The sequence below is a fragment of the uncultured Microbacterium sp. genome (genome assembly GCF_900078385.1).
In the GTDB taxonomy this organism is placed as follows: domain Bacteria; phylum Actinomycetota; class Actinomycetes; order Actinomycetales; family Microbacteriaceae; genus Microbacterium.
This window is the reverse complement of the sequence record NZ_FLQR01000007.1, coordinates 16,018-29,616: the sequence shown is the minus strand read 5'-3', so window position 1 is coordinate 29,616 and position 13,599 is coordinate 16,018. Positions and strand designations below refer to the sequence as shown.

Sequence of the window (13,599 nt, the reverse complement as noted above, 5' to 3'; positions counted from 1 at the left end):
GGACCGATCCTCAGACGAGGCCGAGGTCGACGAAGGCGTTCCAGACGCCGTCGTCCAGCACCGCCGTGGTGACGCGGTCGGCGCGGGCCTGCAGGTCGGGGTCCGCATTGCCCATCGCGACGGACACGCCGCACACCTCGAACATCTCCACGTCGTTCCAGCTGTCGCCGATGCCGATGGCGTCCGCGGGGTCGCGGTCCAGGTGACCGAGCACCTCCAGGATCGCGGCGCCCTTCGTCGTGCCCAGCATGCTGATCTCGCCGTTGCTGCCCCCGGGCATCGGCATGCTCCCCGGGATGACGTGGAAGGTGTCGCCGAGGTCGGTCTGCGCGCGGTCGAGGCTGTCGGAGCGGTCGCTCACGAACACGGCCTTCGCGATCTCGTCCAGGTCGGCCTCGGCGAGGTCGGCGTACTGGTGCAGCGAGACGTCCGGCACGTCGCCGTCCGCCACTCCCAGCGCGCGCAGATCCTCGGCGCGGCGCGCCCGACGGTGGCGGATGAACTCGTCGACGAGGACGCGGATGCCGGGACTCGCGAACACCCGCTCGTGCGACTGCAGGAAATAGTGCATCCCGTGCGCCTCGAAATAGGCCACGAGCCGCTCGACCTCGGCGCGCGGCATGGGGTGCGAGACGATGAGCTCGTCGCCGCGCATCGCGTAGGCGCCGCCGTTCGTGATGGCCCCGTCGAAGCCGATCGCACGGACGTCGGGGTGCACATCGCCGTCGGATCGTCCCGTGCTCAGATACACGAGGTGACCGTTGTCCCGGGCGGTGCGGACGGCGGTGACGGTGGAGGGGGCGATGACCGAGCCGTGCTCGAGGATCGTGCCGTCCACGTCGAGGAAGGCGATGCGCTGCGACGTCATGACAACTCCACGCTAGTCGCAGCGCCGACCGGGGGGATCCCGGCCGGCGCTGGACCGCTCACGAGGTGAGGCTCGCGCCGTTGGTGCGGATGACCTCGGCGTACCAGTCGAACGACTTCTTCTTGAAGCGCTCGAGCGTGCCGGAGCCGTCGTCGTTGCGGTCGACGTAGATGAAGCCGTAGCGCTTGCTCAGCTGCGCCGTGGAGGCGCTCACGAGGTCGATGCATCCCCACGTCGTGTACCCGATGAGGTCCACGCCGTCGGCGATCGCCTCGCCGACCTGCTCGAGGTGGGCCTGGAGGTACGCGATCCGGTAGTCGTCGACGACGGTCTTCACACCGTCGACCTCGACGAGCTGGTCCTTCGCGCCGAGCCCGTTCTCCACGATGAAGAGCGGCTTCTGCCAGCGGTCCCAGAACGTGTTGAGCACGAACCGCAGGCCGACGGGGTCGATCTGCCAGCCCCACTCGGACTCCTTGAGCGTGGGGTTGCGGACGCCGCCGAAGAGGTTGCCCTCGCCCATGTCGCGCTTGTCGGCGTCGACCGTCTCGCAGATGCTCGAGTAGTAGCTGAACGAGACGAAGTCGACCGTGTTCTCCTTCAGCAGGGCACGGTCCTCGTCGCTGATCTCCAGCTCGACGCCCTGCTCGCGGAGGCTCCGCAGGTAGTAGCCCGGGTACTCGCCGCGCACGTGGATATCGCCGAACGCGAGGTTCGTGCGCTCCGTCGTGAGCGCCGCGAACACGTCCTCGGGGTCGGGCGTGAGCGGATACACGGGCATCGACAGCACCATGCAGCCGATCTGCGCGTCCGGGGCGAGCTCGCGCGCGACCTTCGTCGCGAGAGCGGAGGCCACGAGCTCGTGGTGCACGGCCCGGTAGAGGTCGCTCTTGGAGAGCTGCTCCTTGGGCGTGTTGATGCCACCCGACATGAACGGCGCGTGGATCACCGAGTTGATCTCGTTGAAGGTCAGCCAGTACTTCACGCGTGCCCCGTAGCGGGTGAACAGCGTCCGGACGTACCGCTCGTAGAACCCGATGAGCTCGCGGTTCACCCAGCCGTCGTACTTCTCCGCGAGGTGCAGCGGCGTCTCGTAGTGCGAGATCGTGACGAGCGGTTCGATGCCGTGCTTCTCGAGCTCGTCGAGCACGCGGTCGTAGAAGGCGAGGCCGGCTTCGTTGGGTTCCGTCTCGTCGCCCTTCGGGAAGATCCGGCTCCACGCGATCGAGAAGCGGTAGGTCTTGAACCCCATCTCGGCGAAGAGCGCGATGTCCTCCGCGTAGCGGTGGTAGAAGTCGATCCCGACCTGCTTGAGGTTGTCCGGCGTCGGGGCCTCGTTCCGCGGCGTCATGATGCCCTTCGGCATCACGTCCTGGATCGACAGGCCCTTGCCGTCTTCGAGGTAGGCGCCTTCGAGCTGGTTCGCCGCGGTCGCGCCGCCCCAGAGGAACCCGTCCGGGAATGTCGTGGTCGTCATGTGGTGATGCTCCTTACTTCGCGACCGCGAGGGACTCGACCGACACGGCGGTGAAGAGCGGCTCGCCGTGCGCGATCGGACCGGATGCCGCCGCCTCGACGGCGGGGTACAGCTCGGGGTTGGTGATGATGACCGGCGTCGTGAGGTCGTAGCCGGCCGCGGTGATCGCGTCGACGTCGAACTCGAGCAGCAGATCGCCGGCGGCCACCTGCTGACCCGTCTCGACCTTGAGCGCGAAGTGCTTGCCGGCGAGCTTGACGGTGTCGATCCCGACATGGATCAGCAGCTCCGCGCCGTCGGCGTGGCGCAGGCCCAGGGCGTGTCCGGTCGGGAACGCCGCGACGACGGTCGCGTCGAACGGTGCGTACAGCGCGCCGGAGCGGGGGACGATCGCGACGCCGCGGCCCAGGGAGCCGTCGGCGAAGGCGGCGTCCTGCGTCTCGCTCAGGTCGACGACCGTGCCCTCGAGGGGGCTCCACACGACGATGTCGTTGCCGGACGCGGGGACGGCGACGGTCTCTTCCGGCTCCTTGAAGCCCACCAGCACGACCAGCAGGAACGGGATGACGATCGCGGCGGCGAGGCCCAGTGCGAGGAGGATCATGCTGCCGTTGCCGAAGAGGGCGGGGAGGGCGAGGCCCGAGGGGACCACGAACGCCTCGGAGAAGACGCTGCCCATGGCCACGATCGCGCCGCCGACCGCGCCGCCGACGATGCCGAAGGCGAAGGGGCGCTTGAGCGGCAGGTTGATGCCGTAGATCGCGGGCTCGGTGATGCCGGCGAGGAAGCCGGAGAGGGTCGCAGGCGCGGCGAGGGACTTGAGACTCTTGTTGCGGGCGCGGACCCAGACACCGGCGACGGCGGCGGCCTGCGCGAGCACGGCGGCGAAGACGGGGGCGATGAGCAGCATCTGGCCGGTGCTCTGGAACTCGATCTGGAAGACCGGGACGAGGCCCCAGTGCAGACCGAAGATCACGAAGACCTGCCACAGGCCGCCCATGATCGCTCCGCCGAGCCACGGCACGGTCGCGAAGATCCAGCCGATGCCGTCGCCGAGACCGCCGCCGAGGATGTCGGAGATGGGGCCGACGACGAGGAAGACGAGGGGGACGCCGACGAGGACGACGATCATCGGGGTAACGAAGCGGCGGATCGCGCCGGGGAGCTTCGCGTACAGGAACTTCTCCGCGTGCGACTGCAGCCAGACGATGACGACGATCGGGATGACGCTGGAGACGTAGCTGACCATCACGAACGGGATGCCGAAGAAGGTCAGGTCGGGTGCGCCGTTGAGTGCCGTGATCGTCGGGTAGACGAGCGCGCCGGCGATCGCGAACGCCGTCCACTCGTTGGCCTTGAAGTACCGGGCCGCCGTGATCGCGAGCGCCATCGGCAGGAAGTTGATGAACGCATCGGAGAGGGCGTTCAGGACGACGTAGGTCGTGGTGTCGGCGCTGATCCAGCCGAAGGTGACGGCCGCGGCGAGGAACGCCTTGAGCAGGCCGGTGCCGGCGAGGGCCCACAGCACGGGGGTGAAGATCGAGGAGATCATCGAGATGAACCGGTTGAACAGGTTCGTCTTCGGCGCGTCGCCGGCGTCGACGGCATCCGCGGAGCCGAGCTTGGACATGGCGCCGATCGCGGCGTAGACCTCGGGGACGTCGTTGCCGATGACGACCTGGTACTGGCCGCCCGCCTCGGTGGTCGTGATGACGCCGGGGACGGCCTTGACCGCCGCGCTGTCCGCCTTCGAGCCGTCCTTCAGGACGAAACGGAGCCGGGTTGCGCAGTGCACGAGCGACTGCACGTTCTCTTCGCCGCCGACGCCCTTGAGGACTCCGGCCGCTGTCTTCGAGTAGTCCACGGGACCCACTCACCTTCCGCCGCCACACCGCGGCACCTGTTCGGATGGACGCCACGAGCCGTTTCCGGGCAACAAAAAAACCTGAACTCGTTCACCGCCGATTCGGCGATGTGAGTTCAGGTTTTGCCTGCTGTCGCAGTAACAATCCGGAGCATCCGCAGAGCATTCGTCGCTCTGCAGCGCTCACGGTATCACGTCGGCACCGGGGTCGCCACCCGAGACGTGCTGCGTGAGGCGCTCGACGTGCACGATGAGGTACAGCACCTCTTCGTCCGTCAACTCCGATCCCGTGGCCTCGCGGACGTAGTCCTTCACCTGTTTCGCGACCTCGAACGAGCGTGGATACGAGCGCTTCGCGAACTCGAAGAACGACGAATCGGCGCTGCGGAGCATCGACCGGGAGACGAGCCGCTGGAGCAGGAACTGCACGTGCAGGATGAAGCGCGCGTAGTCGGGGCTCTCCGGGTCCACGCGCACGCCCAGCCCCGACTCGACCGTCGTGACGACGTGCTGCACGCGGCGGAACAGCAGCGCCGCCGTGCCGTTGGGCTCGTCGCGCGTCGCGTTGAGGAGGTGCATCGTCAGGAACACCGCCTCCTCCTCGGGCAGGGTCCGCTCCAGCGACGTGCCGATCGAGGAGGCCATCGCCGTCGCCGCGGCGAACTCGTCGGGGTGCAGGACCCGCAGCTCGGGCATCGACGTCGTCGGGATGCGCAGGCCCTGGTCGAGGCGCTCCAGGACGTACTGGATGTGGTCGATGACGGCCATCGAGACACGGCGGCCGAGGTCGCGGCCGAGCGTGCGCTCCGCGGCGTCGACGGCACGGGTGACGGCTTCGATGACGGGGTAGGGGACCTCGGCCAGGATGCGGCGGGCGTGGTCGCCCTCGGTCCCGGTGTCCAGGACGAAGGTCTTCTCGACCTTGGCGGGATCGACCGCATCGTCGGGCTTCAGCTGGAACCCGAGGCCGCGACCCATGAGCACGCGTTCGCGACCGGACTCGTCGATCGCGATGACGACGTTGTTGTTGAGCACCTTGTGGACGGTTCGTCCCGTGACGCGCGCAGCGGTGCGATCGTCGGCCATGCCGCCAGTCTAGGAGCCGTGCCGCGCGGTCAGTGCTGGGGGCCGGTGACGAGCAGGAGGCCGCCGAGGCCGACCATCATGCCGCCGCCCGTCGCGGTGAGCTTCTCGATGCGCCGGGGGGAGCGGGCGAACCAGGCCCGGGCCGCCGCGGCCGCGAACACCCAGATGCTGTCCGAGATGAGCGCGATGACGGCGAACACGAGTCCCAGCTCGATCATCTGCACGGGAACGGCGGCATCCGCGTGGATGTCCACGAACTGCGGCAGGACGGCCACGAAGAACGCGATCGTCTTCGGGTTGGTCACGCCCACGACGAAGCCCTGCCAGAGCTGGGTCGCCGGCGACTGCGGCAGCCGCGCGGCCACGACATCGGGAGCACTGTCGCGGCGGTGGCGGATCGCCTGGACGCCGAGGTAGATGAGATAGAGCGCCCCCAGGACGCGAAGGACCGTGAACAGCACGACCGACTGGGCGATGACGGCGCCCACGCCGAACGCGACGAGCACGACGATCGGGATGAGGGCGAGGGTGACGCCCACGACGCTCAGGAGGCCGCCGCGGCGGCCGAGCGCCAGCGTCCGGCCGACCGAGAAGAGCACGGCCGGACCGGGGATGACGATCAGGATGAGTGCCGCGAGGGCGAAGGCGGCGAGGGTGTCGAGGGAGACCATGCGTCGGGGCCGGTTCAGTCGAGCCGCTTGCGCAGGAAGATCTGGTCGCTGCCGTCGCCGGGGACGCGCTCGGTCTCGGTGTAGCCCTCGCGCCCGTACAGCCGCAGGTTCGCCTCGCTGAGCGACCCCGTGAACAGTTCCGCCTCGGTCGCGCCCGCCTCCCGCCCGCGCTGTTCGACGGCGGCAAGCAGCTGTGAGCCGATGCCCCCGCCCTGCTGGTCGGGAGCGATCGCGATCCGGCCGATCAGGAGCAGCTCGCCGTCGCGCTTCGCGCGGACGGCACCGACGATCCGCGTGCCGTCGAGGGCGACGCAGCCGAGGTTGTCCTTCAGCTCGGCCCGCAGCTCCTCCAGGGTCTGGGTGAGCGGCGGCATGTCGACCGTGTTGTAGATCTGCGCCTCGCTGAGGAATGCGGCGCGCTGGACGGTCAGGACCTCGCCGGCGTCGTCGGGGCGGATGTCGCGGATCTCCATGCCCTCACCGTAGCGGCGCCGCGCGGCACTCGCCCAGGTCGCTCCTCTAACCTGGGACGATGACCGAGTCCTCACCCGTGCGCGCCACCAAGCCGCGCACCGCGCCGCCGCGCCAGGTGCGCCCCGCCACCGAGGGCTGGTCGCAGAAGAAGGACGAGGAGGGGCGCCCGCTCCTCCAGTTCGCAAGCCCGAAGCGCGGCAAGCCGCCCGTGCACCTCGCCGACCTCACCCCGGAGCAGCGGGTCGAGAAGGTCAAGGAGCTCGGGATGCCGGGCTTCCGTGCGAAGCAGCTCGAGAAGCACTACTTCACGCACTTCACGTCCGACCCCGCGCTGATGACCGACCTCCCGGCCGCGGGCCGCGAGGATCTCGTCGCCGGAATGCTGCCGCCGCTCCTGACGGAGGTCCGGCGACTGGAGACCGATCGCGGCGACACGATCAAGTTCCTCTGGAAGCTGCACGACGGCGCGCTCGTCGAGTCCGTCCTCATGCGCTACCCGGGCCGCATCACGCTCTGCGTGTCCAGCCAGGCCGGCTGCGGCATGAACTGCCCGTTCTGCGCGACCGGCCAGGCCGGACTCACCCGCAACATGTCGGCGGCGGAGATCATCGAGCAGATCGTCCGCGCGAACCGCCTCATCGCCGACGGCGGCCTCGGCGACCCGCGCGGCCTCGGGCACGAGGGTGAGCGCGTCACGAACATCGTGTTCATGGGCATGGGGGAGCCGCTCGCGAACTACGCGCGGGTCATGCAGGCCGTGCGTGTCATGGTCGACAAGACGCACGGCATCGGCATGAGCGCGCGCGGCATCACGGTGTCGACGGTGGGCCTCGTGCCGGCGATCATCAAGCTCGCGGCGGAGGACATCCCGGTGACCTTCGCGCTGTCGCTGCACGCGCCGGACGACCACCTGCGCGACGAGCTCATCCCGGTGAACTCGCGCTGGAAGGTCGACGAGGCGCTCGACGCCGCCCGCGCCTACTTCGACAAGACGGGCCGCCGCGTGTCGATCGAGTACGCGCTCATCAAGGACATGAACGACCACGCGTGGCGCGCCGACCTCCTCGCGGAGAAGCTCAACGCCCGCGGCCGCGGCTGGGTGCACGTCAACCCGATCCCGCTGAACCCGACGCCCGGCTCGATCTGGACGGCGTCCGACGTCGACGTGCAGAACGAGTTCGTCCGCCGGCTCAACGAGTCCGGCATCCCGACGACCCTCCGCGACACGCGCGGCAAGGAGATCGACGGTGCCTGCGGGCAGCTCGTCGCCACCGAGGACGACCAGCGCGCCGCGGACGACCTTCCCGTCGCCTGACGCGGCAGGATGCAGGATCGGGTGCGACGCGCGTGACGCGTGTGGTGCCGCCCGCCCCACCCGTCACGCTCGCTCCTACAGTCTGCAACGCGGGCATGGGGGCCGCCGGTGCCGGTCGGATGAGAAAACGCTTCGTCACATGCGGGCCGCGGGCGCGGCGGACCCCGCTAGCGTGGAGGGATGGTCAATTATCGCTATCTCGGCAACAGCGGGTTCAAGGTCTCGGAGATCACCTACGGCAACTGGGTGACGCACGCCTCCCAGGTCGGCAACGACGCGGCGATCGCGACGGTGCACAAGGCGCTCGACCTCGGGATCACGTCGTTCGACACCGCCGACACGTACGCGAACACGGCGGCCGAGGTTGTGCTGGGCGAGGCGCTGAAGGGCCTCGACCGCACGCAGTTCGAGGTCTTCACGAAGGTCTACTGGCCGATCGGCCGCAAGGGTCCGAACGATCAGGGCCTTTCCCGCAAGCACATCTTCGACGGCATCCACGGCTCGCTCTCGCGCCTCGGCGTCGACTACGTCGACCTGTACCAGGCGCACCGGTACGACTACGAGACGCCGCTCGAGGAGACGATGCAGGCCTTCGCCGACGTCGTCCGGCAGGGCAAGGCGCTGTACATCGGCGTGAGCGAGTGGACCGCTGAGCAGCTCCGCGAAGGCGCCGCTCTCGCGAAGGAGCTGAAGTTCCAGCTGGTGTCGAACCAGCCGCAGTACTCCGCCCTGTGGCGCGTCATCGAGGGCAAGGTCGTGCCCGCCTCCGAGGCGCTCGGGATCTCGCAGATCGTGTGGTCGCCGATGGCGCAGGGCGTGCTCTCGGGCAAGTACCTGCCCGGGCAGCCCGTGCCCGAGGGCTCGCGGGCGACGGACGACAAGAGCGGCGCGCAGTTCATCCAGCGCTTCATGAAGGACGAGGTCCTCACCGCCGTGCAGAAGCTCACGCCCATCGCCGAGGAGGCCGGCCTCACGATGCCGCAGCTCGCGATCGCCTGGGTGCTGCAGAACCCGAACGTGGCGGCGGCGCTGGTCGGAGCCTCGCGCCCCGAGCAGCTCGAGGACTCCGTCAAGGCGTCCGGCGTCGTCCTCGACGACGCGACGAAGGCGGCCATCGACGAGGCCCTCGCGCCTGTCGCGGTGACCGACGTCGAGGAGACGTACAAGGTCTCCCCGAAGGGCCGCCCGGCCTGACATGCCGACGACGAGCGCCGGCATCCTGCTCTACCGCCTCGACGAGGCGGGCGGGGTGTCGGTGCTGGTCGCGCACATGGGCGGGCCCTTCTGGGCGGGGAGGGACGAGGGCGCCTGGTCGATCCCGAAGGGCGAGTTCGGCGGCGACGAGTCGGCGCTGGACGCCGCGCGGCGTGAGTTCCGCGAGGAGCTGGGGGTGCAGCCGCCGGACGTCGACTACGCCGAGCTCGGCACCTTCGCGTACTCGTCCGGGAAGCGCGTGACGGTCTTCGTCGCCGACGGCGCGGACTTCACGACCACGGATTTCGTGTACGGCGAGTTCGCGCTGGAGTGGCCGCCGAGGTCGGGCCGGATGCAGTCCTTCCCCGAAGTCGATCGGGCCGAGTGGATGCCGGTGGAGCGCGCGCGGGAGCGGCTGGTCAAGGGCCAGCGACCCGCTCTCGACCGGCTCGGCGAGCTGATCTCCGCCGCCCGCTGACGCTCTTGCGCGCCTCGATCCGCAGGTCGAGACTGGCGGCGAGGAGAGGAGCCGTCATGGCGCACGGGGACATCACGCACACCGAGATCCCGGTCACGGATTACGCGCGGGCGACCGCGTTCTACGGGGATCTGTTCGGCTGGAAGATCACGGAGGCGCCCGAATTCGAGGGCTATCCGATGTGGCAGGCCCCCAACGGCGTCAGCGGCGGCGCGCTCACCGAGCGCACCGAGGGCTTCACGCAGCCGCGGTCCGTCGTCGAGGTCGATTCGATCGACGAGACGGTCGCGAAGGCCACCGCGGCAGGCGGCAGCGTGCTGCTGCCGAAGTCGAACATCACCGAGACGAGCTGGTGGGCCATCATCGTCGACCCGGATGGCAACCAGCTCGGGCTCTTCGAAGGGGCGATGGGCTGAGTCAGCGCTTCTTCGCGGGCGCGGCCGAGACGTCGAGCTTGTCGTGCAGCCCGCCGAGGGACGACCACGCGCTCGTCTTGCCCTGAGCGCCGTGCTCGGCGCCGCGGACGGCGCGCTCGTCCGCCCACTCGTTGAGCACGTGCCCGCGGTGTCCGCGGACGTGCTCGAGGACGACGTCGGGGAGCCCGGCCGCGCGGCGCGCGTCGCGTGCGACGATCAGCTGCTCCAGAAGGTCGCGGTTCTTCGTCGGCGCCCCGGTCGAGGTCTTCCACCCCCGGCGACGATGACCGTCCATCCACTTCTCATAGGAGTCGATGGCGTACTTGGAGTCGGCCTGCACGATGAGGTGCGGGACGTCCGAATGGTCCTCGATCGCCCGCAGCAGACCGAGCAGCTCGCCGACGTTGTTGGTGCCCTGGGGGAGGGCGCCCGCTGCCCAGTGCCCGTCTTCGCCGACCCACGCCCAGCCCGTCGGCCCCGGGTTGCCTTTGCACGCGCCGTCGGTGGCAACGATGTACGGCTGGGGGTCGTCGGTCACCCTTCGACGGTAGTCGATGCGGCGCGGCCCATCGGCCTGTGAGGGTCTCACTTGCGGCCGATGTATACCCAGAGACAGGAATCGCGGCTACAGAGTGCGCTGCAAGGTTCTTGTGTATACACTGAGGATCATGGCCACGGTGATCGGGCAGTCGGATGCGTCGATGCGCGCGAGTGATCGCGCGTACCGGGCTCTCCTCGAGGAGATCCAGTCCGGTGCACTCCGGCCCGGCAGCGTCCTCGGCGAGGTCGAGCAGGCGGCCCGCCTCGGCGTCAGCCGCACGCCGCTGCGCGAAGCCCTCGGCCGCCTCGCGGCGGACGGCCTCGTCGCGCAGGCGTCCCCGCGCGTCACGGTCGTCACCGACATCGACGCCGGCGACATCCGCGAGCTCTTCGAAGTGCGCCGCGCGCTCGAGGAGTCCGCGGCGCGCCTGGCCGCCGTCCGCGGCGACGCCGACACCTTCGCGGCTCTCGCCGACGAGTTCGCGCACATCGAGCCCGCCGCCCAGTCCGACGCCTACTACGCGCTCATCGCCCGGTTCGACCAAGCTCTCGACGGCGCCGTCGCGAACGACTACCTCACCGGCGCCCTGCGCAACGTCCGCACGCACCTCGTCCGCGTCCGCCGCCTCGCCCGCGACAACCCCGCGCGGCTCGCGGCATCCGTCGGCGAGCACCGGCTGATCGCGTCCGCGATCGCGGCCCGCGATGCCGACCTCGCGGCGCACGCCACCCACGTCCACCTGCACAACGCCCTCGTCAGCATCCTCGACTCCCTGGAGGCCACCCCATGACCGTCACCCACCACGTCCGCGTCCACCGCAGCGACGAAGACCTCCCGCGCACCGCGCAGCTCGCGTACAAGATCGCCGAGGTCGCCGCCGACCCCGTCGCCGTCGACGCCGACGTCGTCGACATGATCATCAACCGCGTGATCGACAACGCATCCGTCGCCGCCGCCTCGCTCACGCGGGCCCCGGTCAGTGCCGCCCGCGCGCAGGCGCTCGATCACCCCGTCTCCCGCGGCGGCGCCGGCGCGACGGTCTTCGGTGTCGACAACGCGACGCACACGAGCCCGGAGTGGGCGGCCTGGGCGAACGGCGTCGCGGTCCGCGAACTCGACTACCACGACACGTTCCTCGCTGCCGAGTACTCGCATCCCGGCGACAACATCCCCCCGATCCTCGCGGTCGCCCAGCACGTCGGCGCCGACGGCGCAGCCCTCGTCCGAGGCCTCGCGACGGGTTACGAGATCCAGATCGACCTCGTGCGGGCCATCTGCCTGCACAAGCACAAGATCGACCACGTCGCGCACCTCGGCCCGTCCGCCGCCGCGGGCATCGGGACCCTCCTCGGCCTCGACGTCGACACGATCTATCAGGCCGTCGGCCAGGGCCTGCACACGACGACCGCGACGCGTCAGTCGCGCAAGGGCGAGATCTCCACGTGGAAGGCGCACGCCCCCGCGTTCGCCGGGAAGATGGCCGTCGAGGCCGTCGACCGCGCCATGCGCGGCGAGACCAGCCCCAGCCCCATCTACGAGGGCGAGGACGGCGTCATCGCCTGGATGCTCGACGGCACGGACGCCTCGTACGACGTGCCGCTGCCGGCCGCGGGCGAGGCGAAGCGCGGCATCCTCGACTCGTACACGAAGGAGCACTCCGCGGAGTACCAGGCGCAGGCGTGGATCGATCTGGCCCGCAAGCTCCACGGGGAGCGGCCCGAGCTCGCCGACCCGGCGAACATCGAGCGCATCGTGCTGCACACGAGCCACCACACCCACTACGTCATCGGCTCCGGCGCGAACGACCCGCAGAAGTACGACCCGACCGCGTCGCGCGAAACGCTCGACCACTCGATCCCGTACATCTTCGCCGTCGCGCTGCAGGACGGCGGCTGGCACCACGTCGACTCGTACACCCCCGAGCGTGCGGGACGCGCCGACACGGTGGCGCTCTGGCACAAGATCACGACGGCCGAGGATGCCGAGTGGACGCGCCGCTACCACTCCGACGACCCGAACGAGAAGGCCTTCGGCGGTCGCGTCGAGATCCGCCTCACGAACGGCGAGACCGTGACCGACGAGATCGCGGTCGCCGACGCGCACCCGCTCGGCGCGCGCCCGTTCGCCCGCGCGGACTATGTCCGCAAGTTCCGGCTCCTCGCCGAGCCCGTCCTCGAGCCCGCGGAGATCGAGCGGTTCCTCGCCCTCGCCGAGCGTCTGCCGGCGCTGACGGCCGACGAGGTCCGCGCGCTGAACATCGTCGCGAAGCCCGGGGTCCTGGAATCCGCTCCGGCGCCGAGGGGTCTCTTCTGATGCTGTACGCCACGACGCCTGCGGCCGAGAAACGCCGCATCCTGCGCGAGCGGCTCGCCGCCGGGGAGCTGCTCCGCTTCCCGGGCGCCTTCAACCCGCTCTCGGCGCGGCTCATCGAGCGGAAGGGCTTCGACGGGGTCTACATCTCCGGAGCGGTCCTCGCCGCAGATCTCGGCCTGCCCGACATCGGGCTCACGACCCTCACCGAGGTCGCGGGCCGCGGCCAGCAGATCGCGCGGATGACGGAACTGCCGGCGATCATCGACGCCGACACCGGCTTCGGCGAGCCCATGAACGTCGCCCGGACGATCCAGACCCTCGAGGACGCCGGCATCGCGGGCGCCCACATCGAGGACCAGGTCAACCCCAAGCGCTGCGGGCATCTCGACGGCAAGGCCGTCGTCGACGCCGACACGGCGGTCAAACGCATCCGCGCCGCCGTCGACGCGCGCCGCGATCCGAACTTCCTCATCATGGCGCGCACCGACATCCGCGCCGTCGAGGGCCTGGACGCGGCGATCGACCGCGCGCAGGCGCTCGTCGAGGCGGGGGCGGATGCGATCTTCCCCGAGGCCATGCGCACCCTCGACGAGTTCGAGGCGATGGCATCCGCGGTGAGCGTGCCGATCCTCGCCAACATGACCGAATTCGGCAAGAGCGAGCTGTTCTCCGTCGACCAGCTCCGCGGCGCCGGCGTGGGGATCGTCATCTGGCCGGTGTCGCTCCTGCGCATCGCGATGGGCGCCGCAGGGCGCGCGCTCGATACGCTGACGGACGAAGGGCACCTCACGGGGCGCCTGGGAGAGATGCAGCACCGCGCCGACCTGTACGACCTCATCGACTACGAGGCGTACAACCACTTCGACACATCCGTCTTCAACTTCCAGATCACGAAGGAGTGA

14 protein-coding genes are annotated in these 13,599 nt (G+C 69.8%); 7 read left to right on the top strand and 7 right to left on the bottom strand.

Features of this window, described 5'->3' with window-relative positions; translation table 11 throughout:
* Positions 1 to 10 precede the first annotated feature (10 nt).
* The 6 genes from QZL85_RS07785 to QZL85_RS07760 all read right to left on the bottom strand — a co-directional run bounded on the left by QZL85_RS07785 (position 11) and on the right by QZL85_RS07760 (position 6,439).
* Entirely contained in the window at positions 11 to 868 is an 858-nt protein-coding gene (locus tag QZL85_RS07785; RefSeq protein WP_295575734.1) for a Cof-type HAD-IIB family hydrolase, read from the bottom strand.
* A gap of 58 nt (positions 869 to 926) precedes the next feature.
* On the bottom strand, positions 927 to 2,345 hold the full coding sequence (locus QZL85_RS07780) for a glycoside hydrolase family 1 protein (protein ID WP_295575732.1): 1,419 nt from the start codon (positions 2,343 to 2,345) through the stop codon (positions 927 to 929).
* A gap of 13 nt (positions 2,346 to 2,358) precedes the next feature.
* Positions 2,359 to 4,209 carry a beta-glucoside-specific PTS transporter subunit IIABC gene (locus QZL85_RS07775; RefSeq protein ID WP_295575731.1) on the bottom strand — a complete coding sequence of 617 codons (1,851 nt, stop codon included), beginning with the start codon at positions 4,207 to 4,209 and terminating at the stop codon, positions 2,359 to 2,361.
* Between the two features lie 183 nt (positions 4,210 to 4,392).
* The gene (locus QZL85_RS07770; RefSeq protein ID WP_295575729.1) at positions 4,393 to 5,295 is read right to left on the bottom strand and encodes a PRD domain-containing protein; all 903 of its coding nucleotides are present in this window, start codon (positions 5,293 to 5,295) and stop codon (positions 4,393 to 4,395) included.
* Between the two features lie 29 nt (positions 5,296 to 5,324).
* Positions 5,325 to 5,966 (bottom strand): LysE family translocator, encoded by a 642-nt coding sequence (locus QZL85_RS07765; protein ID WP_295575727.1) that lies wholly within the window; start codon positions 5,964 to 5,966, stop codon positions 5,325 to 5,327.
* Positions 5,967 to 5,980: 14 nt separating this feature from the next.
* On the bottom strand, positions 5,981 to 6,439 hold the full coding sequence (locus QZL85_RS07760) for a GNAT family N-acetyltransferase (protein ID WP_295575724.1): 459 nt from the start codon (positions 6,437 to 6,439) through the stop codon (positions 5,981 to 5,983).
* 59 nt (positions 6,440 to 6,498) lie between these two features.
* Here QZL85_RS07760 and rlmN point away from each other — a divergent pair, with 59 nt between their 5' ends.
* The 4 genes from rlmN (at position 6,499) to QZL85_RS07740 (ending at position 9,843) form a co-directional block, all read left to right on the top strand.
* A complete protein-coding gene (rlmN, locus tag QZL85_RS07755; RefSeq protein ID WP_295575721.1) occupies positions 6,499 to 7,755 on the top strand; it encodes a 23S rRNA (adenine(2503)-C(2))-methyltransferase RlmN in 1,257 nt (418 codons plus the stop codon).
* Positions 7,756 to 7,935: 180 nt separating this feature from the next.
* Entirely contained in the window at positions 7,936 to 8,949 is a 1,014-nt protein-coding gene (locus tag QZL85_RS07750) for an aldo/keto reductase family protein (RefSeq protein ID WP_295575719.1), read from the top strand.
* A 1-nt stretch (position 8,950) separates the two neighbouring features.
* Positions 8,951 to 9,427 carry an NUDIX domain-containing protein gene (locus tag QZL85_RS07745; protein ID WP_295575716.1) on the top strand — a complete coding sequence of 159 codons (477 nt, stop codon included), beginning with the start codon at positions 8,951 to 8,953 and terminating at the stop codon, positions 9,425 to 9,427.
* Positions 9,428 to 9,483: 56 nt separating this feature from the next.
* On the top strand, positions 9,484 to 9,843 hold the full coding sequence (locus tag QZL85_RS07740; protein ID WP_295575714.1) for a VOC family protein: 360 nt from the start codon (positions 9,484 to 9,486) through the stop codon (positions 9,841 to 9,843).
* Between the two features lies 1 nt (position 9,844).
* Here QZL85_RS07740 and QZL85_RS07735 read toward each other — a convergent pair whose 3' ends face one another.
* Positions 9,845 to 10,381, bottom strand: coding sequence for a ribonuclease H (locus tag QZL85_RS07735; RefSeq protein ID WP_295575713.1), 537 nt, complete (start codon positions 10,379 to 10,381; stop codon positions 9,845 to 9,847).
* A gap of 163 nt (positions 10,382 to 10,544) precedes the next feature.
* Here QZL85_RS07735 and QZL85_RS07730 point away from each other — a divergent pair, with 163 nt between their 5' ends.
* The 3 genes from QZL85_RS07730 to prpB are packed head-to-tail and all read left to right on the top strand — an operon-like array spanning position 10,545 to position 13,599.
* The gene (locus QZL85_RS07730) at positions 10,545 to 11,174 is read left to right on the top strand and encodes a GntR family transcriptional regulator (RefSeq protein WP_295576358.1); all 630 of its coding nucleotides are present in this window, start codon (positions 10,545 to 10,547) and stop codon (positions 11,172 to 11,174) included.
* Positions 11,171 to 12,697, top strand: coding sequence for an MmgE/PrpD family protein (locus QZL85_RS07725; RefSeq protein ID WP_295575711.1), 1,527 nt, complete (start codon positions 11,171 to 11,173; stop codon positions 12,695 to 12,697). Before QZL85_RS07730 ends, QZL85_RS07725 begins: the two co-directional genes overlap by 4 nt.
* Positions 12,697 to 13,599: a methylisocitrate lyase gene (gene prpB / locus QZL85_RS07720; RefSeq protein WP_295575709.1), complete on the top strand. Its 903-nt coding sequence runs from the start codon at positions 12,697 to 12,699 to the stop codon at positions 13,597 to 13,599. Before QZL85_RS07725 ends, prpB begins: the two co-directional genes overlap by 1 nt.